General features: G+C 67.8%; 27 protein-coding genes. 12 read left to right on the top strand and 15 right to left on the bottom strand.

The features are described 5' to 3' along the window. The gene (locus tag QN239_RS09885) at window positions 1-366 is read right to left on the bottom strand and encodes a DUF732 domain-containing protein (protein WP_499009929.1); all 366 of its coding nucleotides are present in this window, start codon (window positions 364-366) and stop codon (window positions 1-3) included. 104 nt (window positions 367-470) lie between these two features. Here QN239_RS09885 and QN239_RS09880 point away from each other — a divergent pair, with 104 nt between their 5' ends. Then, on the top strand, window positions 471-1295 hold the full coding sequence (locus QN239_RS09880) for an SDR family NAD(P)-dependent oxidoreductase (protein WP_090363604.1): 825 nt from the start codon (window positions 471-473) through the stop codon (window positions 1293-1295). Here QN239_RS09880 and QN239_RS09875 read toward each other — a convergent pair. After that, the gene (locus tag QN239_RS09875) at window positions 1292-2512 is read right to left on the bottom strand and encodes an ROK family protein (RefSeq protein ID WP_499009927.1); all 1221 of its coding nucleotides are present in this window, start codon (window positions 2510-2512) and stop codon (window positions 1292-1294) included. The two genes, QN239_RS09880 and QN239_RS09875, sit on opposite strands and share 4 nt — an antisense overlap. A 157-nt stretch (window positions 2513-2669) precedes the next feature. On the opposite strand from QN239_RS09875, the gene QN239_RS09870 reads away from it, so the two are divergent. The 3 genes from QN239_RS09870 to QN239_RS09860 are packed head-to-tail and all read left to right on the top strand — an operon-like array spanning window position 2670 to window position 6438. Next, a complete protein-coding gene (locus QN239_RS09870; protein WP_499009926.1) occupies window positions 2670-4115 on the top strand; it encodes an APC family permease in 1446 nt (481 codons plus the stop codon). 55 nt (window positions 4116-4170) lie between these two features. After that, the gene (locus QN239_RS09865; RefSeq protein ID WP_499009924.1) at window positions 4171-5172 is read left to right on the top strand and encodes an SIS domain-containing protein; all 1002 of its coding nucleotides are present in this window, start codon (window positions 4171-4173) and stop codon (window positions 5170-5172) included. A 36-nt stretch (window positions 5173-5208) separates the two neighbouring features. After that, window positions 5209-6438: an alanine racemase gene (locus QN239_RS09860; protein WP_499009922.1), complete on the top strand. Its 1230-nt coding sequence runs from the start codon at window positions 5209-5211 to the stop codon at window positions 6436-6438. Between the two features lie 20 nt (window positions 6439-6458). Here QN239_RS09860 and QN239_RS09855 read toward each other — a convergent pair whose 3' ends face one another. Continuing rightward, window positions 6459-7298: a glycine betaine ABC transporter substrate-binding protein gene (locus QN239_RS09855; RefSeq protein ID WP_499009921.1), complete on the bottom strand. Its 840-nt coding sequence runs from the start codon at window positions 7296-7298 to the stop codon at window positions 6459-6461. 8 nt (window positions 7299-7306) lie between these two features. Continuing rightward, window positions 7307-8476, bottom strand: a complete 1170-nt coding sequence (locus QN239_RS09850) for an NAD(P)-dependent malic enzyme (RefSeq protein WP_090363648.1) — start codon at window positions 8474-8476, stop codon at window positions 7307-7309. 212 nt (window positions 8477-8688) lie between these two features. Between QN239_RS09850 and corA the strand changes: the two genes are divergently transcribed. Beyond that, window positions 8689-9798 (top strand): magnesium/cobalt transporter CorA, encoded by a 1110-nt coding sequence (gene corA / locus QN239_RS09845; RefSeq protein ID WP_499009918.1) that lies wholly within the window; start codon window positions 8689-8691, stop codon window positions 9796-9798. An 18-nt stretch (window positions 9799-9816) separates the two neighbouring features. On the opposite strand, the gene QN239_RS09840 is transcribed toward corA, so the two are convergent. The 6 genes from QN239_RS09840 to QN239_RS09815 form a co-directional block, all read right to left on the bottom strand. Beyond that, window positions 9817-10443: a suppressor of fused domain protein gene (locus QN239_RS09840; protein WP_499009916.1), complete on the bottom strand. Its 627-nt coding sequence runs from the start codon at window positions 10441-10443 to the stop codon at window positions 9817-9819. Beyond that, on the bottom strand, window positions 10440-11609 hold the full coding sequence (locus tag QN239_RS09835; RefSeq protein WP_090363599.1) for an ABC transporter ATP-binding protein: 1170 nt from the start codon (window positions 11607-11609) through the stop codon (window positions 10440-10442). The genes QN239_RS09840 and QN239_RS09835 overlap by 4 nt, the downstream gene beginning before the upstream one ends. 4 nt (window positions 11610-11613) lie before the next feature. Then, window positions 11614-12450 (bottom strand): carbohydrate ABC transporter permease, encoded by an 837-nt coding sequence (locus QN239_RS09830; protein WP_499009915.1) that lies wholly within the window; start codon window positions 12448-12450, stop codon window positions 11614-11616. Beyond that, a complete protein-coding gene (locus QN239_RS09825) occupies window positions 12447-13343 on the bottom strand; it encodes a carbohydrate ABC transporter permease (RefSeq protein WP_499009914.1) in 897 nt (298 codons plus the stop codon). The genes QN239_RS09830 and QN239_RS09825 overlap by 4 nt, the downstream gene beginning before the upstream one ends. After that, window positions 13340-14737 carry an ABC transporter substrate-binding protein gene (locus tag QN239_RS09820; protein WP_499009913.1) on the bottom strand — a complete coding sequence of 466 codons (1398 nt, stop codon included), beginning with the start codon at window positions 14735-14737 and terminating at the stop codon, window positions 13340-13342. The genes QN239_RS09825 and QN239_RS09820 overlap by 4 nt, the downstream gene beginning before the upstream one ends. Before the next feature lie 93 nt (window positions 14738-14830). Further along, entirely contained in the window at window positions 14831-15343 is a 513-nt protein-coding gene (locus tag QN239_RS09815; RefSeq protein WP_090363593.1) for a YflT domain-containing protein, read from the bottom strand. A 140-nt stretch (window positions 15344-15483) separates the two neighbouring features. Between QN239_RS09815 and QN239_RS09810 the strand changes: the two genes are divergently transcribed. Together QN239_RS09810 and QN239_RS09805 are read left to right on the top strand one after the other, a co-directional pair. Then, window positions 15484-16164 (top strand): DUF4190 domain-containing protein, encoded by a 681-nt coding sequence (locus QN239_RS09810; protein WP_499009910.1) that lies wholly within the window; start codon window positions 15484-15486, stop codon window positions 16162-16164. A gap of 9 nt (window positions 16165-16173) precedes the next feature. Further along, entirely contained in the window at window positions 16174-16608 is a 435-nt protein-coding gene (locus QN239_RS09805; protein WP_499009909.1) for a DUF4190 domain-containing protein, read from the top strand. Here the strand turns inward: QN239_RS09805 and QN239_RS09800 are convergent. Continuing rightward, window positions 16605-17570: an HpcH/HpaI aldolase/citrate lyase family protein gene (locus QN239_RS09800; protein WP_499009908.1), complete on the bottom strand. Its 966-nt coding sequence runs from the start codon at window positions 17568-17570 to the stop codon at window positions 16605-16607. The two genes, QN239_RS09805 and QN239_RS09800, sit on opposite strands and share 4 nt — an antisense overlap. 25 nt (window positions 17571-17595) lie before the next feature. Here QN239_RS09800 and QN239_RS09795 point away from each other — a divergent pair, with 25 nt between their 5' ends. The 4 genes from QN239_RS09795 (at window position 17596) to QN239_RS09780 (ending at window position 21980) form a co-directional block, all read left to right on the top strand. Next, complete coding sequence (locus QN239_RS09795; protein WP_499009906.1) at window positions 17596-18882, top strand: magnesium transporter MgtE N-terminal domain-containing protein; 1287 nt, start codon at window positions 17596-17598, stop codon at window positions 18880-18882. Continuing rightward, window positions 18879-19448, top strand: a complete 570-nt coding sequence (locus tag QN239_RS09790) for a DUF1003 domain-containing protein (protein WP_499009904.1) — start codon at window positions 18879-18881, stop codon at window positions 19446-19448. The genes QN239_RS09795 and QN239_RS09790 overlap by 4 nt, the downstream gene beginning before the upstream one ends. Before the next feature lie 84 nt (window positions 19449-19532). Then, window positions 19533-20783 carry a lytic transglycosylase domain-containing protein gene (locus QN239_RS09785; protein WP_499009903.1) on the top strand — a complete coding sequence of 417 codons (1251 nt, stop codon included), beginning with the start codon at window positions 19533-19535 and terminating at the stop codon, window positions 20781-20783. Between the two features lie 54 nt (window positions 20784-20837). After that, window positions 20838-21980: an Mrp/NBP35 family ATP-binding protein gene (locus tag QN239_RS09780; protein WP_090363583.1), complete on the top strand. Its 1143-nt coding sequence runs from the start codon at window positions 20838-20840 to the stop codon at window positions 21978-21980. Between the two features lie 11 nt (window positions 21981-21991). Here the strand turns inward: QN239_RS09780 and tatB are convergent, their stop codons facing one another. The 4 genes from tatB to sigE all read right to left on the bottom strand — a co-directional run bounded on the left by tatB (window position 21992) and on the right by sigE (window position 25196). After that, window positions 21992-22390: a Sec-independent protein translocase protein TatB gene (tatB, locus tag QN239_RS09775; protein WP_090363582.1), complete on the bottom strand. Its 399-nt coding sequence runs from the start codon at window positions 22388-22390 to the stop codon at window positions 21992-21994. A gap of 3 nt (window positions 22391-22393) precedes the next feature. Then, a complete protein-coding gene (gene htrA / locus QN239_RS09770; protein ID WP_499009901.1) occupies window positions 22394-23884 on the bottom strand; it encodes a serine protease HtrA in 1491 nt (496 codons plus the stop codon). Between the two features lie 63 nt (window positions 23885-23947). Then, entirely contained in the window at window positions 23948-24343 is a 396-nt protein-coding gene (gene rseA / locus QN239_RS09765) for an anti-sigma E factor RseA (RefSeq protein WP_167163938.1), read from the bottom strand. Window positions 24344-24431: 88 nt separating this feature from the next. Beyond that, entirely contained in the window at window positions 24432-25196 is a 765-nt protein-coding gene (gene sigE / locus QN239_RS09760; RefSeq protein WP_499009899.1) for an RNA polymerase sigma factor SigE, read from the bottom strand. A gap of 178 nt (window positions 25197-25374) precedes the next feature. Between sigE and QN239_RS09755 the strand changes: the two genes are divergently transcribed. Next, window positions 25375-26025: an O-methyltransferase gene (locus QN239_RS09755; protein WP_267294774.1), complete on the top strand. Its 651-nt coding sequence runs from the start codon at window positions 25375-25377 to the stop codon at window positions 26023-26025. Window positions 26026-26111 lie beyond the last annotated feature (86 nt).

The raw sequence follows: 26111 nt of genomic DNA, 5'->3' as shown, positions 1-26111 counted from the left end.
TCAGAAGCCGGGCAGCCCGAACGGCAGTGGCGAGTTCCCGTTGGCCAGTGCGGCCACCGCGCCCGGGCAGAACGCCTGGATCGCCAGACCGGTGAACATGGTGGCCGGGCCCAGCGGCTGCCCCAGGGTGTCGGCCACATGGGCGGCGGCGTCGGCGGCCTGTTGCCCGGGATCGGCCAGCATCGGGCATACCGACTGGCCGACCTGTGCGGCGGTGGCCGGGTCGATATCGCCCAGACCGGACGAGCCGAGCGTCGAGACGAAGGAGTCGACGCCGTCGTCGGCTTGGGCAGGTGTGGCCAAGGACAGCGCGAGTGCTGCCGCAGCCAGCGGTGCCGCCAGGGCGGCAATCCGGGTTCGGTTCATGGTGTGAGTATCGCTGCCGAACCTGTGCGCGTTACCCGATACCTGCGGTATCGGCCGTTCCGGCTAAGCTCGACGCCAGTCAACCGCTTACGCGAGGAGTGTCCATGGAGGGCTTTGCCGGAAAGGTCGCCGTCGTCACCGGCGCCGGGTCGGGGATCGGTCAGGCGCTGGCCGTCGAGCTGGGTCGCTCCGGCGCCAAGCTGGCCATCAGCGATGTCGACCTGGAGGGCCTGGCAGTCACCGAGGAACGCCTGAAGGCGATCGGCGCCCCCGTCAAGGCCGATAGGCTCGACGTCACCGAGCGCGAAGCCTTCGAGCTGTACGCGACCGCCGTCAAGGAGCACTTCGGCGCCGTCCACCAGATCTACAACAACGCGGGCATCGCGTTCACCGGCGATGTCGAGGTCAGCTCCTACAAGGACATCGAGCGCGTCATGGACGTCGACTTCTGGGGTGTCGTCAACGGCACCAAGTCGTTCCTCCCGCATCTGATCGCCTCCGGTGACGGCCACATCGTCAACGTGTCCAGCCTGTTCGGCATCTTCTCGGTGCCCGGCCAGGCCGCCTACAACTCGGCGAAGTTCGCGGTGCGTGGGTTCACCGAGGCGCTGCGCCAGGAGATGATCCTGGCCAAGCACCCGGTGAAGGTCACCGCCGTGCACCCCGGCGGTATCAAGACCGCGATCGCCCGCAACGCCGGCGCCGCCGAAGGCCTGGACGCCGATCAGCTGGCCAAGATGTTCGACAAGAAGCTCGCGAAGACCACACCGGAGAAGGCCGCCCGGATCATCCTCGAGGCGGTGCACAAGAACCGAGCGCGGGTGCTCGTCGGCGCGGACGCCAAGGTTCTCGACGTCCTGGTGCGGATCACCGGTTCCGGCTACCAGCGGCTGTTCGCCGGGATGATGGGCCGGATGCTGCCGCGCTAGCGGGCCGGCGCGCTGGGCGCACGAGCCTCGAATGCACGCTGCCGCGCGATATCCAATCCTGTTGCGACGGCTCCCATGACGACCGCTTCCTGACCGAGGGTTCCACGGATCAGCCGTGTGCTCATCGGCGTGATGAGTCGGAGCGATGTCACCAGGTCGTGCTCCATCAGATCGATGTTCTGACCCACGCCGCCTCCGAAGACCACCACATCGGGGTCGAACAACGCCAGCACCGTGGCCACCAACTGGGCGAGCTGTTTGGCCTCGCGTTCAACGACTTTCATTGCGCGGGTATCCCCCTCACGTGCCGCGGCGAACACACCCGCGGCGGATACCGAATCCGGCATACCAAGATGCTGAGCCTGCGCGACGATCGCGTCTGCGGCCACCGCCTCTTCGAGCATGCCCCGTGGCGGCCGGTCCGGACGCATCGGCACCAGGGCCTCACCAAGCGGCAGGTAGCCGGCCTCACCCGCAGCGCCGTGCGCTCCCCGGTACAGCGCCCCATTGAGGAACAAGCCCACACCGACACCGGTGCCGATGGTGATGTAGACGAAGTTGTCGACCGAGCGGACCGCTCCGTAGGTGTGTTCGCCGATCGCCGCAAGGTTCGCGTCGTTGTCGATGGTGATGTGGGAGCCGACCTGCGCTCCCAACGCCTCTGCGATGCCCAGTCGCTGCCATCCAGGCAGATTGGCTGCATAGCTGATTCGCCCGCGCGTCTCGTCGTAGACACCGGGTGAGCCGATCACCGTGTGTACCGTCTTGTCTTCGCGGATGTCGGCTTCGGCACGCACGGCAGCCACCGCCTCACCGGTCAGTTCGACAAGACCTCGTGCGGTGGTGGCAGAGTTGCGGATAGTGCGCGCCGCCAACCGGCCACCCGCAAGGTCGGCGGCCACCAAGCGGATCCATTCGTGGCCGATGTCGACGGCGATGACGGCACCCGCATCGGCATTGGCCTCGAACGTCACAGCCGGGCGCCCGTGACCGACGACGCTCGTGCCTGTCTCGCGGACCAAACCGACCGACTGCAGGTCACCGAGCGCCGCGATCACCGTCGGTAGGGACAATCCGGTGCTGAGCACAAGCGCGGGCCGAGTGGCCGGACCTTCGGCGAACAGACAGTCCAGCAGCACGCGCTGATTCATCTCGCGCATCACGGACGGGGCCTGCGCCGCCCGCGGCCCGCTGTCCCGTTCGCGGTTGCGAACCACACTGCCCCCTTAGTAAAGACTCCTAGTCAATGGTAGAGCACGCCTGACCTTGCGATTGACAACTAAAGAGTCTTGAGTAAATACTCTTTACTAAGTCCTCGGCGGACCACCCAGGCACCACGCGAACCCCACCCGTCTCTCGAAAAGAGCAGCCACGATGACGCCCTCGCCACCACCCGGCCAGCATTCCCTGAAATCCGACTCCATCGGTGTCGTCGGCGCCGTGTTCATGTGCATGGCGTTCATGGGGCCCGCGATCAGCGTCGCCTACAACACGCCGGCAGCCGCCGCGGGAGCCGGCTTCGCACTGCCCCTGTCCATCCTGCTGGCCCTCATCTCCTGTCTGCTCGTGGCCAACAACATCGCGGCCTTTGCGCGCAAGTTGCCCTCCGCGGGTTTCGCCTACACCTACAACTCACACGGATTCGGCCCACGTGCGGGCTTTCTGTCGGGGTGGGCGATGCTGACCGCGTACGGCATGGTCGGGCCGATGATCATCGCCGCGTTCGGCGGATTCTCGTCCACATTCATCGACTCGGTGTTCCACGTCCATGTTCCGTGGCAGCTCCTGTCCACATTCCTGGCCGTATTCATCTGGGTGGTGCTGGCCGCAGGCATCAGCGAGTCGGTACGTGTCGCGTTCGTGTTCCTGGCCATCGAGGTGGGGGTCATCCTGGCGTTGGCCATCACGATCCTGGCCAAAGGCGGCGCCGACGGCCTGAGTCTGCAGAATTTCAACCCCGCCCATTCACTGCACGGTTTCAGCGGTATCGGCACCGGAATGCTCTGGGGCATCCTCATGTTCATCGGCTTCGAAGCCGCTGCCACACTCGGCGAAGAGGCCAAGGGCTCCCGACGGGCGATTCCGGCCGCACTCTTCACCGCGGTGATCGCGATCGGCGGTTTCTATGTGATCGCCGCTTACGGGTCTTCCTCCGGCTTCGGCCTCTCCGGTGTGGCGGATTTCGCCGCCGACACCGACCCCTGGGCGACCCTTGCCCAGAAGTTCTGGGGCGGAACGGCCATCCTCACCTTGACCATCATCGCCAGCGCCACCGCCAACGGCATCGCCGGGTCCAACAGCGCCGTACGCATCCTGTTCTCTATGGGCCGCGAAGGAATCCTGCCCAGCGCGCTGGGCAGGACGTCGCGCAATGGTGTCCCACGAGTGGCCGTGACCGCTTATGTCGTGTTCTCGCTGGCCTTCGCGCTCCTCGTCGGAGTCAAATACGGCCCGTTCGGCGTGTGGGGGTTCTGCGGAACGCTGCTCGGACTGGCGATGGTGGCCATCTACATCGCGGTGAGCATCGCGGTCATCCCGTTCTACCTGCGCCGCCACCGCGCCGAGTTCTCGGTACTGCGGCACGCTGTCATCCCGGTCATCAGCGTGCTCATCATGCTGCTGCCCATCTACGGCCAACTGCACCCGCTGCCCGCCTACCCCAACAACGTGGCGGTGTATCTCATCCCGATCTGGATGCTGATCGGCGTCGGCTACCTGGTCTACCTGCAGCGCAGACACCCGCACCGTATCGCGGCCATGGGCCGGGTCTTCGAGAGGCCGGAAGCCGATCAGCCCGAATCCACCAGCGAAGCCGCTTAGCCAGGCAACCCGAAACATCTGCACCGGAAGGACATCCGTCATGCTTGGCGAAGCCATGAGACGTGAGATCGACGAACAACCCGCCGCGCTCGGTCTACTCGTCGACCGATTCGAGGGTCTCCGTGCCGACGTGACCAGGCTCGGCGCCGGCGTCGCGGGGGTGGCATTTCTGGCCCGCGGCTCGTCCGACCGTGCCGCACTGCTGGGTCGCTATGCGGTAGAAGTCACCACCGGGCTGCCGACGTGCCAGCTCGCGCCGAGTCTGGTCACCGACCCCCCGGTGCAGCGCTTTGGCAACTGGTTGGTCATCGCCCTCTCACAATCCGGCCAGACACCTGAGATCGTCAGCACTGCTGCCTATTTCAAGTCCGCAGGCGCGCGCCTGCTGGCCATCACCAACGATCCCGACTCCGCGCTGGCGCAACATTGCGATGTACACATCGATCTGGGCGCCGGCCCAGAGGTCGCCGTACCGGCCACCAAGACCGTCACCGCCCAGATGCTCACCACCCTGGCGGTGTCCACCGCGCTGACCGATAGTCCCGCACGGTCGTCCTTCGCTCCGCTGGCCGAGGTTCCCGATGCCGTCGCCACCGTCCTCGCCGACGAAGAACCCGTTCGGGACATCGCCTCCGAGCTGGCCGCCTACGATCGCCTCGCCGTGGTGGGCCGAAAATGGTGCTACCCGGCCGCGCTGGAAACCGCGCTGAAACTCCAAGAGACCGTGGGGGTCATGGCGCACGGCTTCTCTACAGCGGACTTCCGACACGGACCGATAGCGGTCTGCGGGCCCACTACGCCCGCCGTGGTGCTGGCCGGTGCGGGCGGTGCCGCCGACGACGACTCGCGCGCACTCGTCGACGAACTACGGCAACGGCGGGCGTGGCCGGTTCAGATGGGGGTCGGCACCGCGCTGGGCTGGCCGGCACTCGGTCACGCGGGCGAATGCGTGTTGGCCACCGTACGGGGCCAACAGCTCGCCTACCACTGGTCGATGGTCGCCGGCGTCGACCCCGACCGGCCCATCGGCCTGCGCAAAGTCACCCTCACCCACTGACCATTCGGCACATCGACTCGGCGTCAAGGACTTCCCATGTTTCTGCAAGCGCTTCAGCGACGAAATCCGGCACTCATCGACGCCGCGATCCAGTTGCACCAATCCGGGCAACTCCCGCCCAACACCTTCGTCCTCGACCTGGACGCGATAACCGGCAACGCGCGCGCCCTCGCCGAAGAGGCGCAACGGCACCATCTCACCGTGTTTGCGATGACCAAACAGATCGGCCGCAATCCCGATGCCTGCCAAGCGATCATCGCCGGTGGTATCGATGCCGCAGTCGCGGTCGACATCGACTGCGCCCGGGCGACCACCCGGGCCGGCATGAAGTTGGGCCATGTCGGACACCTGGTTCAGATCGCGGGATGCGATGCCGACCAGACCGCCGCCATGGCGCCGGACTTCTGGACCGTGTTCAGCGACGAAAAGGCCACCGAGGCGGCCCGTGCCGCTGCCCGGCACGGCCGCGACCAAGCCCTGCTGGCGCGGATCTACGCCGACGGTGACGAGTTCTACTCCGGGCACGAGGGCGGCTACCCGGCCGAGCACATCCTGCGGGTTGCCGACCGCATCGACGCCCTGGACGCTGCGCACTTCGCCGGCATCACGACATTTCCGGCGCTGCTGCACGATCGCGCGACCGGAAGCCTGCGCCAGACCCACAACCTGCGAACACTGGAGCGCGCCGCGAGTGCGCTCGCCGGTGCAGGACGCACCTTCCAGATCAACGGGCCCGGAACCACCTCGGCGGTGGCGCTGAGCCAGCTCGCCGCGGCGGGCATCACCCAAGTCGAGCCCGGGCACGCCCTCACCGGCAGTACCCCGCCACACGCCCACGACTTCGACCTGCCCGAAATACCGGCAGTCTGCTATCTCACCGAGGTGAGTCACACTTATGCCGGGCGTGCCTACTGCTTCGGTGGCGGGATGTACGTCGACCCCGTATTCCCCGACTACGGCATGCATGCCGTCGTGGCCTCCGCGCCCGACCGTCAACGTCTGCTGCCTGCCACCGTCCCGCCACCATCCGCCATCGACTACTACGGACAGATCCACGGCGCCGGGCCTACCCCGGCGATCGGTGAGAGTGTCGTGTTCGGATTCCGCGTGCAGGCCTTCGTCACCCGTGCCCACACCGCCGGAGTGGCCGGGATCTCCACCGGAAAGCCGGTCGTGCAAGGAATTTGGTCGGCCGACGGCCTGCACCGGGCATTGACGTCCCACACTGACGCCGACCTACCGCAGAACCCGACAGCCAACCCCTGACCGGCAATCGGCCCAACGCGCTAACGCCCCAACGGATGCGCGTCCAGATACGCGGCGGCCACCGCACCCGGGTCCTGCCCCGCGGCGACCTCGGCGCGCATCTGCGCCAGCGCATCGGTGTCGAGCACTCCGGCCAACTCGTTGATCGACCGCACCTGCGGGTCGCTCAACGTGTTGCGCCGGTAGACCGGCACGACATTCTCCGCTCGCACCAACGCGGTGCGGTCCGACAGCCTCGTCACCTGTTCCGGGACGTCCGGAGCCGCCGCCGAGGTCCAGGCCACGTCGATCTTGCCGTCCCGCAGGGCGGCGAAAAGTGCTTGGTCATCCGGGAATTCACGCGCCACAGGTAGCACGCAGCCGGCCAGCGACGTGGGCCCCGGCCGCCCTGCGCGGTAACCGATCCGCAGCGTGGAGCACCGCTTCAACAGCGCAAGGGTGTCGGTGGCACCCCACTCCCGTGCGGTGCGATCGGTCACCGCGGGCAATGGCTTGTCCGAGGTGGTGTCCGCGAAGTCGCCGGCCGCCAGCCCCTCCGGGAGCGCGGCCACCATCGAGCGGTAGACCTGTGCCTGCGACCGCGCCGGGGCATCCGGCTCGAATCTGGCGAGCAGGACGCCGGTCAGTCCGGCGGTGACGTCGATGTCACCGGAATCGAGGCCCCTCACCGGATCCTGGGTCACCTCGACGTGCGCGGGACTGCCGTAGAAGCGCAGTGCCGCGGCGTACAGATGCGCCAACAGGGACGACTCGGCGTCGTGCTGGGCGCCGACGGCCACCGACCGTGGCGGCGGGGGCGCCGAGCAGCCGGCGACCACCACTGCCACAGCGGCCACCACCGCCACCGCGAACCGGTGCACGAGCCGACTCAGACTCCGGAAGCTTTCGCTACCGCGGCGGCCACCGCCGGGCCCACCCGCGGGTCCAACGCACTCGGCACGATGTGATCGACGGCGAGATCGTCACCGACGACCGAGAAGATCGCATGCGCCGCAGCGACTTTCATCTCCTCGGTGATACGCCGCGCACCCGCGTCGAGCGCACCCCGGAACACACCGGGGAAGGCCAGCACGTTGTTGATCTGGTTGGGGAAATCGCTGCGGCCGGTCGCGACGACGGCGGCGTACTTGCGGGCCGCGTCCGGGTGGATCTCGGGATCCGGGTTGGACAGCGCGAACACGATGCCACCGGGCGCCATCGTCGCGATGAGCTCCTCGGGAACCAGACCTGCCGACACACCGAGGAAGACGTCGGCGCCGCTGAGCGCCTCGGCCACCCCACCGGTGAGACCGCGGGGGTTGGTACGTTGCGCCAACTCGGCCTTGAAGGAATTCAGGTCGCTGCGATCGGACGCGACGATGCCCTTGCTGTCCAGCACGACGATATCCGTGATGCCGCTGTTGAGCAGGATGTTCGTGCAGGCGACGCCGGCCGCGCCCGCACCGGACACCACGACCTTCAGATCGTGGATGTCCCGGTCGAGCACCTTGACCGCACCCAGCAGCGCGGCGAGGACCACGATGGCGGTGCCGTGCTGATCGTCATGCATGACGGGGCAGTCCAGTGCCTCGATGACCCGGCGCTCGATCTCGAAGCAGCGCGGCGCGGAGATGTCCTCGAGGTTGACCGCACCGAAGGTCGGGCGCAGCCGGATCAGGGTCTCCACGATCTCGTCGGGATCCTTGGTGTCCAGCACGATCGGGATGGAGTCCAGCCCACCGAACGTCTTGAACAGCGCGCTCTTGCCCTCCATGACGGGCAACGAGGCGGCGGGTCCGATGTCACCGAGGCCGAGCACGGCGCTGCCGTCGCTGACGACGGCGACAAGGCGATTGGCCCAGGTGTACTTCTTCGCCAGGGTCACATCCGCGGCGATCGCGCGGCTGACCTGCGCGACGCCCGGGGTATAGGCGATGGACAGGGCGCGCTGGGTGTCCAGCGGCTCGTTCAACGCGACCGAGAGCTTTCCGCCCTCATGGGCGGCGAAGATCTCGGCATCGTCGATAACTACTTGCGGGGTTCGCACCAATTCGGCCACGGCGACCACGGTAACTCACCCCTGGAACTCACACGGGCAGGTTCCCCCCTCGTGAGAAGACCGAAAAATGCGCTTTACGTCGAGAAACAGGCTACCCACGGGTAGGTTCCCAGCGAGTAGCCAGCTTCCGATGACGGGTATCGGACACCCGCGCCGCGTAGCATTCCATCGGTTCCCGACTGGGACTACGCGCTCTGACACGGAGGTTTGCGATGCCCTCATTCCGCGCGTTGCCGCCGTCCCTGCTACGCCCAGGGGTACGCAAGGCGGTTTCGGCTCCCGACGCACGTTCCATCCACGTACCGGTCGCGCGAGCGATGGTCGACTGCGGTGTGTACGTCGACGGTGTCCGGCTGCCCGGCAAGTACACCCACGCCGCCGCGCTGAACAAGGTGCGCGAACTGGAGGCGCAGGGCAACTGCCAGGCGTTCGTCTGGGTCGGCCTGCACGAGCCCGATGAGCACCAGATGCAGGCGGTGGCCGATGTGTTCGGCCTGCACGAACTGGCGGTCGAGGATGCGGTGCATGCGCACCAACGTCCCAAGCTGGAGCGCTACGACAACACCCTGTTCCTGGTCCTCAAGACGATCATGTACGTCGAGCACGAGTCGGTGGCCAAGGCCCGGGAAATCGTCGAAACCGGCGAGATCATGGTCTTCGTGGGCCCGGACTTCGTGGTGACGGTCCGGCACGGCGATCACGGTGGCCTGGCCGGGGTGCGCAAGCGCATGGACAACACACCCGCCAACTGCGCACTGGGCCCCTACGCCGTCCTGCATGCGATCGCCGATCACGTCGTGGACCACTACCTCGAAGTCACCGACCTCGTCGAACTCGATATCGATGCGATGGAGGAGAACGTCTTCTCCCCCACCAGCGAGACCGATATCGAGCACATCTACCTGCTCAAGCGAGAAGTGGTCGAGATGCGCCGAGCCGTCGGCCCGCTGAACCTCGCCCTGCAACGACTCGGCAGCGACCACAACGACCTGATCTCCAAGGAGGTCCGGCGCTATATCCGCGACGTCGTCGATCACAACATCCAGGCCGCGGACCGGATCGCCAGCTATGACGAGGTGCTCAGCTCGCTGGTCCAGGCCGCCCTCGGCAAGGTGGGGATGCAGCAGAACACCGATATGCGCAAGATCTCGGCCTGGGTGGCGATCGCCGCTGTGCCCACCGCCCTGGCCGGCATCTACGGGATGAACTTCGACTACATGCCCGAGCTGCACCAGGTGTGGGGTTACCCGGCCGTGCTGCTGACGATGCTGACGGTATGCGTGCTGTTGCACCGCACCTTCCGCCGCAACCACTGGCTCTGAGTCCCTCTTCGGCGCAGCTCAGGACGGCGAGGACGCGCGCCGGTGGGCGTCGAGTACATCGACCCCGTCGGTGCGCCACGCCTCACGCATGGCCTCGGCGCCCTTCAGCCGCACCCAGGCAGCCTCGGTCGGGGTGATCGGGGTCGCGGCGAGGAACCGCACCGGCGCCAGCGGTTCCGGTAGCACCAGATCGCTGATCTCGCTGGGCCCCAACAGAAACGCGGTGAAGGGTGCCCCCTCGAAAAGGGGAGCGCTGAGGTCCACCAGGGCATCGGCGTCCAGAACCAGACCTTCGACCGCAGGTGCGGCGGCCAGCACGGCAACGGATTTCGCCAAACCCGTCGGAGTGGGTGCCCGCAGGGACACCACCACCTCCGCGCGCGGACCGATCTCGGGGTCGGCCAGAAAGTCCGTCGGATCCGCCATGGCCTGCCTGGAACAGCCTAGGGACACAAAATGATTCACCCGGTCACCATCGGGACCGAAGCGCAGCACATCGATCCGGTCGGCACCGAGGAAGGTGATGCTGGCCTCCGACGGGTCACCGAGCACACCGGCACCGGTGAAGTGCGCACTCAGGTGCGCACGAACGTCCGCCAGCGGGCTCGATCCTCCCCCGTCGCTTCGCTCGCCCCCTGGAATCACGCGATGGACAGGTTGGCGCCGGTCGCCGCGTCGAAGATCATCAGCTTGGAGACATCCAGCGCCAACTCCGCCTTCTGCCCCGCCTTCACCTGAGACGACGCCGAAACCCGTGCCACGAACTCGTTTTCGCCGGTACCGGACTCCGCGGCCAGCTGAGCGAGCTGCGCTGCCCGGGCACCCTCACCCTCGGTGCGGAAATGCAGGTACTTCTCCGCGCCCAGCGACTCGACCAGATCCACCGTCACCTCGAAGACGTGCGCCCGGATCCGGGCGTAGGAATCGATTGCGGCGGCGTCGTCGAAATGTTCGGGGCGCACCCCGACGATGAGCTCGGCCACCTGCTTCTCGACGAGGGCGGAATGCGTCACCGGACCCTCCACAGGTAACGTCACCTCGCCGAACGGCAACCGCAGCCCGACATCGGTGAGGGTGGCCGGGAAGAAGTTCATCGCGGGGGAACCGATGAATCCCGCGACGAACAGGTTCACCGGGCTGTTGTAGAGCTCCTCAGGCGTGCCGATCTGCTGGACGACGCCGGCCAGCATCACCACCACCCGGTCCCCGAGCGTCATCGCCTCGGTCTGGTCGTGGGTGACATAGACGGTGGTGGTGCCCAGACGGCTCTGCAGACGGGCGATCTCGGTGCGCATCTGCACGCGCAGCTTGGCGTCCAGGTTGGAGAGCGGCTCGTCCATCAGGAAGGCCTTGGGGCTGCGCACGATCGCGCGGCCCATCGCCACCCGCTGCCGCTGACCACCGGAGAGCTGCGCCGGACGCCGATCCAGAAGTGCGGTCAGGTCGAGGATCTTCGCGGTCTCCTCGACCTTGGCCGCGATCTCGGCCTTCGGCAGCTTGGCCAAGGTGAGCGGGAACGCGATGTTCTGCCGCACCGTCATGTGCGGGTATAGCGCATAGGACTGGAACACCATCGCGATATCGCGGTCCTTGGGCTGCTTGTCGTTGACCCGCTCGCCGCCGATGCGCAGTTCGCCGGAGCTGATGTCCTCCAGGCCCGCGATCATGTTGAGCGTGGTCGACTTCCCGCAACCCGACGGCCCCACCAGGATCAGGAACTCGCCGTCGTTGATGGTCAGCGACAGATCCTGCACTGCCACAGCCCCGTTGGCGTAACTCTTGGTGACGTGGTCCAAAACGATCTCGGCCATGGAGCTACCCCTTCACCGCACCGGAGGTCAACCCGGCCACGATCCGTCGCTGGAAAATCAGAACAAAGATGATGATGGGCACCGTGATGACCATCGCCCCGGCGGCGATGGATCCGGTGGGTTCCTCGAATTGCGAACTGCCGGTGAAGTTGGCGATCGCCACCGGGGCGGTGATGGCCCGCTCGGTGGCCGTCAGCGACAGCGCCAGCAGCAGGTCGTTCCAGGCGAAGATGAACACCAGGATCGCCGCGGTGACGATTCCCGGCGCGGCCAGCGGTGCGATCACCTTGCGGAACGCCTCACCCGGGGTGGCGCCGTCCATCTTCGCGGCCTTCTCCAGATCCCAGGGGATCTCCTTGAAGAACGCGCTCATCGTGTAGATCGCCAGCGGCAGCGCGAAGGTGATGTACGGGATGATCAGCCCGGGCCAGGTGTCGAACAGCCCGATCCGGCGCTCGATGTTGAAGATCGGTGTCACCAGCGAGATCTGCGGGAACATCGCGATCAGCAGTGCCACGCCGACCAGCACCCGCTTACCAGGGAACGCCAGCCGGGCGATGGCGTAGGCAGCCATCCCACCGATGGTCACCGCGATCACCGTGGTGATCAGACCGATCCCGATCGAGTTGATCAGCGCCGAGCTGAAGATGTCGCCGGTGAAGATGCCCTTGTAGTTGTCGAAGGTGACCTCCGACGGAATGAACTTGCCGTCCTTGACCGTTGACGTCGGCTTGAGCGACAGCGACAGGATCCACAGCACCGGGATGAGCGCGTAGAGCACCACCAGGACGTTGACTACAGCCCAGCCGGTCGCCCGGCCGGGACTGACCCGCTCGCTCATCGGGCACCTTCCTCGTCAGCGCCGGGCGCCGACGCACCGAAGATCTTGATGTAGATGAACGCGATGACGGCGACCGACAAGAAGATCAGCACGCTGATAGCCGACCCGAGCCCGAGGTTGAACGCCTTGAACAGGTTGTCGTACCCGAGGATCGACACCGAGCCGGTGTCGTTGGCCCCGCCCGTCAGCACGTAGATGTTGTCGAAGATCCGGAACGCGTCCAGGGTCCGGAACAGCAGCGCCACCAGGATCGCCGGTTTGATCAGCGGGATGGTCACCTTTGTCAGACGCTTCCAGCCGCCGGCGCCGTCGACCTGGGCGGCGTTGAGCAGATCCTGGGGCACCAGGGCCAGGCCGGCCAGCAGCAGCAGCGCCATGAACGGCGTCGTCTTCCACACCTCGGCCAGGACCACGACGGCCAACGACGGGATCTGCTCGGTGAGCGGGGCGGTCCCGGTGGGCAGCAGGTTGGCCAGATAGCCGGTGCCCGGCGTCCAGGCGTAGTACCAGCTGTAGGACGCGGCGACGGTCACGATGCCGTACGGCACCAGGATCGCGGTGCGCACGATGCCCTTGCCGAAGATGGTCCGGTGCATCACCAGGGCCAGCGCCATGCCGAGCACGAACTCGATGGCCACCGAGACCACCGTGATCGCCAGCGTGACGACGAACGCCGTCCACCAGTACCGGTCGGTGAGGATGGTGACGTAGTTGTCGATCCCGACGAACTTCGTGTCCTCGGGTGCGGCCAGGTTGTAGCGCTGCAGGCTCAGCCAGACCGCGTAGGCGATCGGGTAGGCCGTCACCGCCAGCATCAGGACGACGGCCGGGCTGATCAGCCAGTAGGCGAGCCGGCGCTGCGAGGCGCGGTCATCGGTGGCGGCGCTACTCACGGAATCAGCCCCTTACCATCGATGGCCTGCTGCACCTGGTGGGCCAGTTCATCGGCGGTGCGTTCCGGATCGATGGCGGTGATCGGCGCGAGCGTCGCCGAGATGCGCGTCGACACCGACTGGTAGACCGGGGTGGCAGGCCGCACGGCGGCATTGGTGAGCTGCTGGCGGATGATCTCGTACTGCGGGTACTTCTTCTGGAACTCGGGATCGTCGTACAGCGATGTCCGCACCGCGGGCAACCCACCTTCCACCGAGGTGTAGCGCTGGTTGTCCACGCTGCGCAGACAGCGGATGGCCTCGAACGCCTCGGCCTTGTGCGCAGTGTTGCGCCCGACGGCGAGGTTGAGGCCGCCGAGGGTCACCCGGGCCTGCTCCCCCGGCGTGACCGCGGGATAAGGCGCGAAACCGAACACCTTCTTACTGGCGTCGTAGGCGATGTCGAACTGCTCATCCGTCGGCGAGAAGGTGCCGACGTCGTTGATGGCACCCTTCATCGCCGGATCCTCGCTCAGCGGCAGGAAGCTCACCCCGCCCTTGGTGGCGTTCTCCAGCATGGAGGGCAGCACGAACGGCCAGTTGACCTCCAGAGCTGCTTTGCCCTGTTCGAGAGCCAACCGCGCGGTGCCTTCATCGGTCTGGGTGATCGACGGGTCCGCACCCGGCGCGGTGGCAACCGATTTGATGATGGACAACGCCTTCACCGTGGCGGCGCGGTGTTCGGGGGTATCGGTGAGCGTGACGGTCTTGCCGTCATCGGAGAGCACCTGCCCGCCCGCGCTCTGCAGCAACGTGTTGAACCACACCACCAGACCTTCGTACTGCTTGGCCTGCACGGCGATCCAGCTCGGCCCGCCCTCGTTGTGCAGGCGGGTGGCCTCGGCCACCATGGCGTCCCAGGTGGCCGGTGGTTCGTTCATCAAATCTGCCCGGTACCAAAGCAATTGGGTGTTCGTGGTGATCGGGGCGGCGTAAAGTTTGTCCTGCCAACGCGACGTGGCCAGTGGACCGGGCAGCGTATTGCCCTCCGCATCGGCAACGGCCTGGCCCGCGGGATCATCCGACAACGGCAACACCCAACCGGCTTCGGCGAATTCGGCGGTCCACACCACGTCGAGCGCCATCACATCGAGCGATTTGTCGTTCCCGGTGAGCCGTCGCGCCAGCTGCAATCGCTGATCGTCGGCGGCTTTGGGCAAGGACACCTGCTTGATGGTGAAGCGCCCACCGAGTTGTTCGTTGCACCGTTTGGCGACCGCGGTGAAGGTGGCCATCTCGCTTGCCGGGGTGTAGTAGCTGACGACGATGCCGTCATTCTTGGCGCCACATGCCGAGACCACCGACCCGGCCGTGAGCGCGGCCATCACCGCAGCGCACAGTCGTCGTGCCCGCACTACCGGCCTCCCGTCTTGTCGGGAACCTCCCGCGGGCAAACCGTAGAGCTATTCAGACGTGATATGCAACCGTTTCCGCGGCGCGTTGCCCACTCAGATCGTCAAGCGCGCCAGCAGATCCCGGCCCTGCTCGGCGCTGGCGGGCTCACACAGCACGTCGTAGCGGCCGGCGACCAGTTGCATGGTGGAGCTGAAATCCCTTGTGCCGCGGGCCATCGCGTACGGAATCGCCGAAGTGATGAGTCCGAAGAACACACCGGCGATCAGCCCGGTCACGAGCGCACCCCAGGGACTCGGGCTGAAGAAACCGAGGATCAGGCCGATGAACAAACCCAGCCATGCACCGGAGAGGACCCCGCCGCCGATCACCTTCGGCCAGGTCAGCCGGCCCGTCACCCGCTCGACCTGCATGAGGTCGACACCGACGATGGTGACCTGCTGCACCGGGAACTCTTGATCGGAGAGGTAATCCACGGCGCGCTGGGCTTCGGCGTACGTCGGGTAGGACCCGATGGGCCAGCCTTTGGGCGGAGTGGGCAAAGGCGCGGGGCCACGGCCGCCGGGAGTGCCACCCGGCGTCCGGCCGGGCTGCAAGGGACCGCTCATCGTGAGTTCTCCTTCATGCGCGTTTCAGGTGCCACCTACCAACCTATCGGTACTCGCGAGCGGACACCGAGACTCCGCCGCCGCCCGAACGCGCGATGCACCGGCACCGCGGCGACCAGCACATACGCTACGTTGTGGGCATGACAGTACCGGGCCAGGACGAGGGTGCGACAGCATCGTCGGGGGCTTCTGAGACAACGCCGGACACGGGTTCTGCGGCCGAGCCGCAGTCGGGCGCCTACGAGGCGCCGCCGCTCGAGCGGGCCCCCGAGCCCGTCCCGCCGCCGGCGGCTCCGGACTACCCGGGCTACGGCCCACCTGCGGGCTACGGCCCGCCGCCCAGCTACCAACCGCCGAGCTATGAGCAGCCGCTCTACCCGCCGCAGGGTCATGGCGCGCCGCCGACTTATCAGCCCGGCGGGTATCCGCCCCCACCGCCCGGTTTCGGTGCGCCCTATCCCGATCCGTCCGGCTACGGCGCACCCGGCTACCCGGGGGCGCAGTACGGCACCCCACCGCCTTACGGCGCCCCACCGCCACCGCCCTACGGCGCCGCCCCGGGTTACCCGCCCGCGGGTTATGGCGCACCGTACGGTCCGCCGGCCACCGAGACGAACCCGCTCGCGATCGGCTCGCTGGTCGCCTCGGCGATCGGTGTGCTCTGCGGGATCGGCTCGATCATCGGGATCGTGCTCGGCATCGTGGCGCTCAACCAGATCAAACAGACCCGCCAGGGCGGGCAGGGGCTGGCCATCGCGGGTATCGCGGTGGGTGCGGTGTCACTGGTGGTCAGCATGATCTTCGCCGTCACCCTGTTCTGAGCACCGGGCATGACCACCCCACCGCCCGATCCCTACCGGCCGCCGGATCCGTTCGCCCCGGTGGACTACCCGACCGACCCCGGTCTGCCGCCGCCCGTGTACCCGGTGCCGTACTCACCGCCGGGTTACCCGCAGGCCGGCCCGTACCCGTATCCCGGTCCCTACCCCGGGTACGACCCGTACCGGCAGAAGCCGGCGGGCACCAACGGTAAGGCGATCGCGGCGCTGATCATCGCGCTGGGCGGGTTGGTGTTCTGCGGGCTGCCCTCGGTGGCCGGGCTCGTCCTCGGTGTGGTCGCCATGCGCGAGACGCGCCGCACCGGCCAGGACGGCTGGGGCCTGGCGCTGGCCGGTGCCATCATCGGCGGCCTGGCCACCGCCGGGCTGGTGTTCTACACGCTGCTGTGGATCGGATTCATCGCCAGCGGCTTCTCGCTGGTCTAATTCGGCGGCTGGAACGGGGCGCCTGCCCGTGCCATCCCCGCCGCCCGGCCCTTGCCCGCGATCACCAGCGCCATCTTGCGACTGGCCTCGTCGATCATCTCGTCACCGAGCATCACCGCGCCCCGTGCGCCGCCCGCCTGCGAGGTGTGCCACTCGTAGGCTTCCAGGATCAGCTCGGCGTGGTCGTAATCGTCCTGCCGGGGGCTGAACACCTCGTTGCCCACCGCGATCTGGTCCGGGTGCAGCACCCACTTGCCGTCGTAGCCGAGGGCAGCGACGCGCCCGGCGATCCGGCGGAACGCCTCGGTGTCGCGCACCTTCAGATACGGCCCGTCGATGGCGTTGATGCCGTGGGTGCGGGCGGCGACCAGGATCGTCATCAGCACGTGGTGGTGGGCGTCGCCCACGTCATAGCCCTCGGGCTGCTCCCCCACCACGAGGGTGCGCATGTTGAGGCTGGCCATCATGTCGGCCGGCCCGAGTACGAGGGCCTGTACCCGCGGCGCGGCGGCGATCTCGTTCACATGCGTCAGCCCGGCCGCGTTCTCGATCTGGGCCTCGATGCCGATGCGGCCCACGGGAAGTCCGTGGGTCAGTTCCAGTTGGGTCAGCAACAGATCCAGTGCGCGGACGTGTAAGGCGTCGGTCACCTTGGGCAGCACCACGATGTCGAGAACCGAACCCGCCCGTGCCACTTCGGTGACCACCTCGATGACGTCGGCGTGCGTCCAGGGTGTGGTCCAGTCGTTGACTCGCACCCCCCGCAACTGTCCGGACCAGCCCGGCTCGGCCAGCGCGGCCGCGACCCGGGTTCGGGCGGCGGCCTTGGCGTCGGCGGCCACCGCATCCTCGAGGTCGAGGAACACCAGGTCGGCGCCCAGAGACTTGGCCTTCTGAATCATCTTGTCGCTACTACCCGGAACCGAAAGGCACGTTCGGCGGGGGCGATAGAGGTTGTCCACACCGTCAGTCTCTACGCTTGCCCTCATGGCGGCGGTCAACCGGGTCTATACGGCCCGACTTGCGGGAATGGTGGTGCTCGGCCCGGACGGCGAGTCCATCGGCCGCGTCCGCGATGTGGTGGTGAGCATCAGCGTCGTGCGCCAACAACCCCGAGTCCTCGGGCTGGTCGTCGAATTGCTTACGCGCAGAAGAATTTTCGTCCCCATCCTGAGGGTGACGGCGATCGAGCCGAATGCGGTGACACTCAGTACCGGCAACGTCTCGCTCCGCCGGTTCGCGCAGCGTCCCGGTGAGGTCCTGGTCCTGGGCCAGGTGCTCGACACCCGGGTCCGGGTCAACGATCCGGAGCTCGAAATGCTCAGCGGCACCGATGTCGTCGTGGTCGACCTCGGTATCGAGCAGGTGCGCTCCCGGGACTGGATGGTGACCAAGGTCGCAGTACGCCAGCACCGCAGACTCGGCCGCCGCACCGCGATGCACATCGTCGATTGGCAGAACGTCACCGGCCTCACCCCGGCGGCGCTGAACCTGCCCGGCCAGGGCGTGGCGCAGCTGCTGGCGCAGTTCGAGGGCCAGCGGCCCATCGAGGTGGCCGACGCCATCCGCGATCTGCCCCCCAAACGCCGCTACGAGGTGGTCGCCGCGCTGGGCGACGAGCGGCTGGCCGACATCCTGCAGGAGCTGCCCGAGAGCGAGCAGGCCGAGCTGCTGGACCAGATGGACACCGAGCGCGCCGCCGACGTGCTCGAAGAGATGGACCCCGACGACGCCGCCGACCTGCTCGGCGAGCTGGACGCCACCCGCGCCGAGATCCTGCTGGCCCGGATGGACCCGGAGGATTCCGAGCCCGTGCGCCGGCTGCTCAAGCACTCCCCCGACACCGCCGGTGGTCTGATGACCTCCGATCCGGTCGTGCTGGCCCCGGACACCACCGTGGCCGAGGCGCTGGCCCGGATCCGCGATCCCGACCTGACCCCCGCACTGGCCTCTCTGGCCTTCGTCGTGCGCCCGCCGACCGCCACCCCGACCGGCCGCTACCTGGGCTGTGTGCACCTGCAGCGGCTGCTGCGCGAGCCGCCGGCCACGCTGGTCAGCGGCATCGTCGACAAGGACCTCCCGAGCTTGACCCCGGAGTCGTCGCTGAACGCCGTGACCCGGTACTTCGCCGCCTACAACCTGGTGTGCGGGCCCGTGGTGGACGAGGAGAGCCACCTGCTGGGCGCGGTGTCGGTCGATGACGTGCTCGACCACCTGCTGCCGCACGACTGGCGCGTGCGCTCCGAAGAGCCGGAGCTGGGGGCCGCGACATGAGCGACCCGTCGACCCGTCAGCGCATCGACACCCCCCGGGTATCGCGGTGGCGGCTGACGCCACAGTTCGACGTCGAGGCGGCGGGCCGGTTCGGTGAAGCGTTCGCCCGGTTCCTGGGCACCGGCCGCTACCTCGCCATCCAGACCGTCTTCGTGGTCGTGTGGATCGCGCTGAACCTGTTCGCCGTCAAGCTGCAGTGGGATCCGTACCCGTTCATCCTGCTCAACCTGGCGTTCTCCACCCAGGCTGCCTACGCCGCCCCGCTGATCCTGCTCGCCCAGAACCGGCAGGAGAACCGGGACCGGGTGGCCCTGGAAGAGGACCGCCGCCGCGCCGAGCAGACCAAGGCCGACACCGAGTTCCTGGCCCGTGAGCTGGCCGCACTGCGTCTGGCGGTCGGCGAGGTGGCCACCCGCGACTACCTGCGCCACGAGCTGGAAGACCTGCGCGACATGCTCGTCGAACTGGTGCCGCCCAAGGGCAAGAAGAAGAGCAAACAGGCCCCACCCCCGGTCGACGCCGAGACCACCGAGCCCGCCGAGATCGCTGCCGACAGCAATAGCTGACCATTGCCGCACCACACGCCACACCCAGTGGGTATGGTGACTTGGTTCACAACCAGTCGGGTACCGCACAACGAGGACGGTTGAGTGTTCAAAGGGGGAGGCGCCGCCCTTGAGGCAGCGCGGCGCCGAGCAGGCAAAGCCGTCGGCAAGCCCGTATTCGGTATCGCGGTGCTCACACCTGTCGTCCTGGCCATGAGCGTGGGAGCCTCGGCCCCCTCGATGAAACCGGTACGCGACACCACGGTGACCACGCTGGCCGCCGTCGGCCCCGTCGCACCCGACGATTCCGGGACGTCCATCGTGGCGGCCTACAAGACACCCCGCCCGTTCCGCATCGGCGGCGCGGCGCTGTCCGCTCCCCCACCCGCCGTCGTCATCAGTTCGCCCGGCAGCCTCCGCATCCCGGCGATCGTGCTGAACGCCTACCGCAACGCCGAACGCATGATGGCCGCCGCGGAACCGGGCTGCGGGATGAGCTGGAACATCCTGGCAGGCATCGGACGCATCGAGTCGATGCACGCCAACGGCGGCACCACCGATATCAACGGCACCGCGGTGCGGCCGATCTACGGCCCCGCGCTGGACGGCACGCTGCCCGGCAACGAGGTCATCGTGCAGAGCCGCAGCAACGACCGGGTCACCTTCGCGCGCGCCATGGGACCGATGCAGTTCCTGCCCGGCACGTGGGCGCGCTACGCCGTCGACGGCAACGGCGACGGAAAAGCCGACGTGCAGAACGTGTTCGACGCGACCCTGGCCGCGGCACGCTACCTGTGTGGTGGCGGGTTGAACATGCGCGATCCGAACCAGGCCATGACGGCGATCCTGCGCTACAACAATTCCGTCGCCTACGCCCAGAACGTGCTCGGGTGGGCGCGCGCCTACGCCACCGGTGTGGTGCCGGTGAACCTGCCGCCCATCACCGGACCGGTGCCGCCGCTGGGCGACGCCCACCTGGACAGCAATCCGGAAGGCATCGGGCCCGGCCTGCCCCTGAACGCCATCAGCCTGCCCGCGGGCGATCCGTTGGCCCTGACCCCGATCTTCGATGTGGGTCGCACCGACGTCGCCAGCCAGTTGCCGACCGCGCCCGGACCCGGACAGGCGGTGGCACCGCAACAGAACTGCGCGGTGTTCTGCATCGGCCAGAACCTGCCGGAACCCGAACCCGCCGCGCCGCCGCCCGGACTCGATCCGGCGGCTCCGCCACCGGTATTCAACCCCTTCGCACCGCCGCCTGCGCCGCCCGCGCCGGTGTTCAACCCCTTCGCTCCGCCGCCCGCACCCCCGGCCGCACCCGTTCCGCTGGGTCCGGCTCCCGGGCCTGCCAACTGACCCGGCAGCGACCCGGTCCGGAGGCCGCCGCTATGCGGCCTAGACTCGCAGGTGATGTCTGCGACGAACAACGATCTGTCAGCCGCGGTTCGCGCCGCACTGGGCAAGGTCGTCGACCCCGAACTGCGCCGTCCGATCACCGAGGTCGGAATGGTCAAGAACGTCACCATCGATGATGCTGCCGGTGTGCACGTCGAGGTGTACCTGACCACGTCTGCCTGCCCGAAGAAGACCGAGATCATCGACCGCGTCACCGCGGCGGTGACCGACGTGCCGGGCACGGGTGCGGTCAAGGTCACCCTCGATGTGATGGACGACGAGCAGCGCGCAGAACTGCGCAAGCTGCTGCGCGGCGACTCCCGCGAACCGGTCATCCCGTTCGCCCAGCCCAACTCGCTGACCCGGGTGTACGCGGTCGCGTCCGGCAAGGGTGGTGTCGGCAAGTCCAGCGTGACGGTCAACCTGGCCGCCGCACTGGCCGCGCGCGGGCTCTCGGTGGGCCTGCTGGACGCCGATATCTACGGCCATTCGGTACCGCGCATGATGGGCGTCGTGGACCGGCCCACGCAGGTCGATTCGATGATCCTGCCGCCGATCGCCCATGAGGTGAAGGTCATCTCGATCGCCATGTTCACCCAGGGCAACACCCCGGTGGTGTGGCGCGGACCGATGCTGCACCGCGCGCTGCAGCAGTTCCTGGCCGACGTGTACTGGGGCGACCTGGATGTGCTGCTGTTGGATCTGCCGCCCGGCACCGGCGATATCGCCATCTCGGTGTCGCAGCTGATCCCCGGCGCCGAGATCCTGGTGGTCACCACGCCCCAGTCGGCGGCCGCCGAGGTCGCCGAACGGGCCGGCGCGATCGCCCTGCAGACGCGGCAGCGGATCGTGGGTGTCGTGGAGAACATGGCCGGGCTGACCCTGCCCGACGGAACGGTCATGCAGATCTTCGGTGAGGGCGGTGGCCGACAGGTGGCCGACTCACTGACGCGTTCGGTGGGGGCCGATGTGCCGCTGCTGGGCCAGATACCGCTCGACCCGGCGCTGGTGGCCGCGGGCGACAGTGGCGTGCCGCTGGTGCTCACCGCCCCGGATTCGGCGGCGGGTAAGGAATTGCGCAAGGTCGCCGACGCCCTGGGGGCACGCAAGCGCGGGCTCGCCGGGATGTCGTTGGGGCTGGACCCCGCCGGGCGATAACGCGCCGGGCGCTAGGTGGCGTCGCTGTCGAACTTGGTGACGCCCGGTTCGGCCGGGGGCTGCTCGGGGCTTTCCACGGGCTTGGGCCCATCGGGTGACACCGGCTTGGTGGGCTTGTCGAAATTGCCCGTCAGGAACGAGTCGTCACCGTCGAGCAGGTGTTTGGTCAGCGCCGCACGCGGCGTCATCCCGCGCAGCTTCTGCAGTTCCGAGAGCGGCTCGCGCAGATCGTCGAACTCCGGCCCCAGGTCTTGGCGGAGCTGACTGGTCGCCCCGCTGAGGTATTCACGGGCCTGTTTGAGCGTGCCCGCGGTCCATCGGATGGCACCGGGCAGCCGTTCGGGACCCAGGATCACCAGTCCGGCGATCACCAGGATCAGCATCTCGCCCCAGCCGACGTTCGCGAACATCGGTTACGTCGGGTTGTCGCCGGTGGGCGTGACCATCAACGTCACATGCCTGCCGTCGCGGACCACCTCGATGGGAGCTTCCTGCCCGATCTTGAGCTGGCGCGTCGCGACGACGAACTCGTCGGCGTCGGCGACCGTGCGGCCGCCGACCTTGACCACGACGTCGTTCTCCAGGATGCCGGCCTTCTCGGCCGGCCCGCCCGCCTTGACGTTGGCCACCTGTGCACCCGAGGCGACGTCATTGCTCACCGACCGGGCGCTCAGGCCCAGCGTCGGATGCGAGATCTTGCCGGCCTGGATCAGCGCCTGCACGACGTCCTTGACCTCATTGACCGGGATCGCGAAGCCGAGGCCGCTGGCGCTGTCGGACAGCGATTTGCCTGCCGTGTTGATACCGATGACCTGGGAATCCATGTTGATCAGCGGGCCACCGGAGTTGCCGTGGTTGATCGAGGCGTCGGTCTGCACACCGTCGATGACGGTGTCGGTGTCCGACCCTTCGCCGGAGAGCGGGACGGGACGGTGCAGGGCGCTGATGATGCCCTGGGTGACCGTGCTGCGCAGGCCCAGCGGGGCGCCGGCGGCGATCACTTCCTCACCGACCTGAAGCTTGTCCGAGTCGCCCATGTTCGCGACGGTCAGATTGTCGACGTTGTCGACCTTGAGCACGGCGAGATCGGTCTTGGGATCGCGCCCGACGAGGTTGGCGGGCACTTCCTTGCCGTCATTGAAGACGACGGAGATCTTGAACTTGCTCGGGTTGGTCGCCGCCTCGGAGATGACGTGATTGTTGGTGACGATGTAGCCGCGGCCGTCGACCACGACGCCGGAACCCTGGGAGCCTTCCTGGTCGCTGACCGCCTCGATGGTCACGACCGAATCGGCCACGGCAGCAGCGACTTTCGCGAACCGTCCGGCCGGCATCTGCGGGTTGTCGTTGGTTTGCAGGGTGACCTTGGACGTGGTGAACGCCTCGACGACCTCGGCCGTCTTGCGGCCCACCCAGCCGCCGGCGATACCGATGACCAGCGCCACGATGGCGAGGATGGCCAGCGCGACGAAGGACACCCGGCCGCCGAACAGCACATCGCGCACCCCGAGCTTGCCTTGCGGGGCTGTCACCGTCACGGGGGCGGTGTGGGTCACCGCGGGCGCTCCGAGTGCCGCACCGGCTGCGGGGTCGCGCCACGGGTCCGGCGCTGCGGCGTCCTCACCCTCACGCTCCGCTTCCAGCGCGCCCGCGTCGGCCGGATGCCGCTGCAGCGAGTCGACGCCGGGATAGGGCCGTCCGAACGCTTCGGCCAGCACCTTGTCGGGCGCCTGGTCCTTCGGCGTGTACTCGCCCTGGTCCCGGTACTGGTCCGTGGCGAGGAAGGAGCCGTCGAAGCCGGCGGGCCGGCCGAAAGCGCGCTGCGCCGCCGGATCTACCGGGGGGCGCGAGACCGGGCGCGGTGCCAGCCGGGGCCGGTCGCCGGAGGGATCCTGATTGGTCACGCGGGCATCACTTTCCGCTCCAGCGCACCGAGGGCGCGCGTCACTGTTTGTCTGTGCATGAATCTACCGGCGCTTGCGGCGGGTCCGAGCCGACTCTTCCGCCAACTCCCGAGCCGTCTGCTCGGCGGACACTTCCCTCGGATTCTCCTCCGGGATCTGGGACAACAAGCCCAGGAGCGCACTCGGGATGGCGATCGGGCACGAGTCCCGCAGGGCGCTTCGGGCCTGACGCTGCGCGTCGACTTCACCGGCACACTGCGGGCACAGCGACAGATGGTGGCCGGCACGCAGGTGGGCCGTCATCCGCAGCTCACCGTCGACGAACGCGGCAATGGCCTCGGTCGACAGGTGTTCGGTGGACCGGAACCGGCGCGGGCCGACGGGCTCGCTGCTCTGGGACGCGAACTGGGTGGGCAACCAGGAGAAGGCACGGCGGAACACGTCCCCGGGGTCGACCATCACCCAGCTCCTCTCTGGCCACCGCGCATCACACGCACACTGTTCTTTTGAATGTAGCGCGGGAAGCTGAGCCCCACACCTACGACGCTCAGGCGGAGGTCGGCAGCGTGTCGGAGTGCTTGGCCAGATGCTCGCGCAGCGCCTGCCGTCCGCGGTGGATGCGGCTGCGCACCGTGCCGAGCTTGACGCCCAGGGTGGCGCCGATCTCCTCGTAGGACAGACCTTCGATATCGCACAGGACGACGGCCGCGCGGAATTCCGGCGGCAGCGAGTCCAGGGCCGCCTGCAGATCCGGGCCCAGCCGCGAATCATGGAAGATCTGCTCGGGGTTGGGATCCTCGGCGGGCACCCGGTCGTAGTCCTCGGGCAGCGCCTCCATGCGGATGCGGGTGCGGCGGCGCACCATGTCCAGGAACAGGTTCGTGGTGATGCGGTGCAGCCAGCCCTCGAACGTGCCGGGCTGGTAGTTCTGCACCGAGCGGAACACCCGGATGAAGGTTTCCTGGGTCAGGTCCTCGGCGTCCTGCTGGTTACCCGACAGGCGGTAGGCCAGCCGGTAGACGCGGTCGGCATGCTGGCGAACGAGCTCGTCCCACGAGGGCATGGCTGCTTTGTCGCCGGTGGCGTCGAACACCGCCGTTCCGGTCAGCTCCTCAGACGGCTCCACCCAATCGGCATCCGCGTACTGCTCCAAATGGGGCATCGAGACCGGGGTGGCCAGGCGCGTGGTGGTGTTCGTCAGATCCTCCGTATCGGTGAGGCAACCAGCCGTTTCGGCCGATTGCTCGGTGCCTTTGGCAACGCGACTCTGGATATCGCTATTCCCCGAGTGCCAGCTCCCGCCGATGTTCATGCAAGTACCGTCGCTGACCGGTGTGAGGTAGGCATAGGAGAAAACTGATTAATTCCTGAGAAAAGCGGGATACCCGATACCCCACCAGGCAAAACCTGCCGAAATTCGGGGTGATCCTGATTTCCGGGGCGGGCGTGTCGATGCGCGGGCCCGTGCGTCTTCGCTCTACGCTGCGGGCATGGCCACCACCGACGACGCCGCACAGCGTGCTCACGCGATCGTCTCGCACGCCGAGGGCTCGATCACGGAGGACAACGTCACCGCGGCGGCCCGGGAACGCGCCGTCGACAGCGGCGCCGGAGCCGTCACCCCGGCGGTCGGAGCCCTGCTCAGCGTGCTGGCCCGGCTGACCGGCGCGAAGGCGGTCGTCGAAGTCGGGACCGGGGCGGGCGTGAGCGGATTGTGGCTGCTGGCCGGCATGCGCGAGGACGGTGTCCTCACCACGATCGATATCGAGCCCGAATACCAGCGCCTGGCCAAGCAGGCCTTCGTCGAGGCCGGGGTGGGGCCGTCGCGCACCCGGCTGATTGCGGGTCGCGCCCAGGAAGTGCTGACCCGGCTGGCCGACGAGTCCTACGACCTGGTGTTCATCGATGCCGCGCCGACGGATCAGCCGCTCTACGTGGCCGAGGCCGTGCGGCTGCTGCGCCCCGGCGGGGCGGTCGTCGTGCACCGCGCCGCGCTGGGCGGCCGGGCCGGCGATGCCACCGCCAACGATGCCGAGGTGAGCGCCGTACGTGAGGCGGCCCGGCTGATCGCCGAGGACGAACGCTTCACCCCGGTGCTCGTGCCGTTGGGCGACGGGTTGCTCGCCGCCGCGCGCGACTGACGTTCTCCGCGCCCGCGAGATTGCGGTTGTTGCGTCCCCCTCTCGCACTTCTGCGCAGTAACGGCAATCTCGCGTGATCTTTACCA

This window comes from Mycolicibacterium sp. Y3 (genome assembly GCF_051188035.1).
Lineage (GTDB): Bacteria > Actinomycetota > Actinomycetes > Mycobacteriales > Mycobacteriaceae > Mycobacterium > Mycobacterium fluoranthenivorans.
The sequence above is the reverse complement of the archived record's forward strand: the minus strand, read 5'-3'. Positions and strand labels throughout refer to the sequence as shown.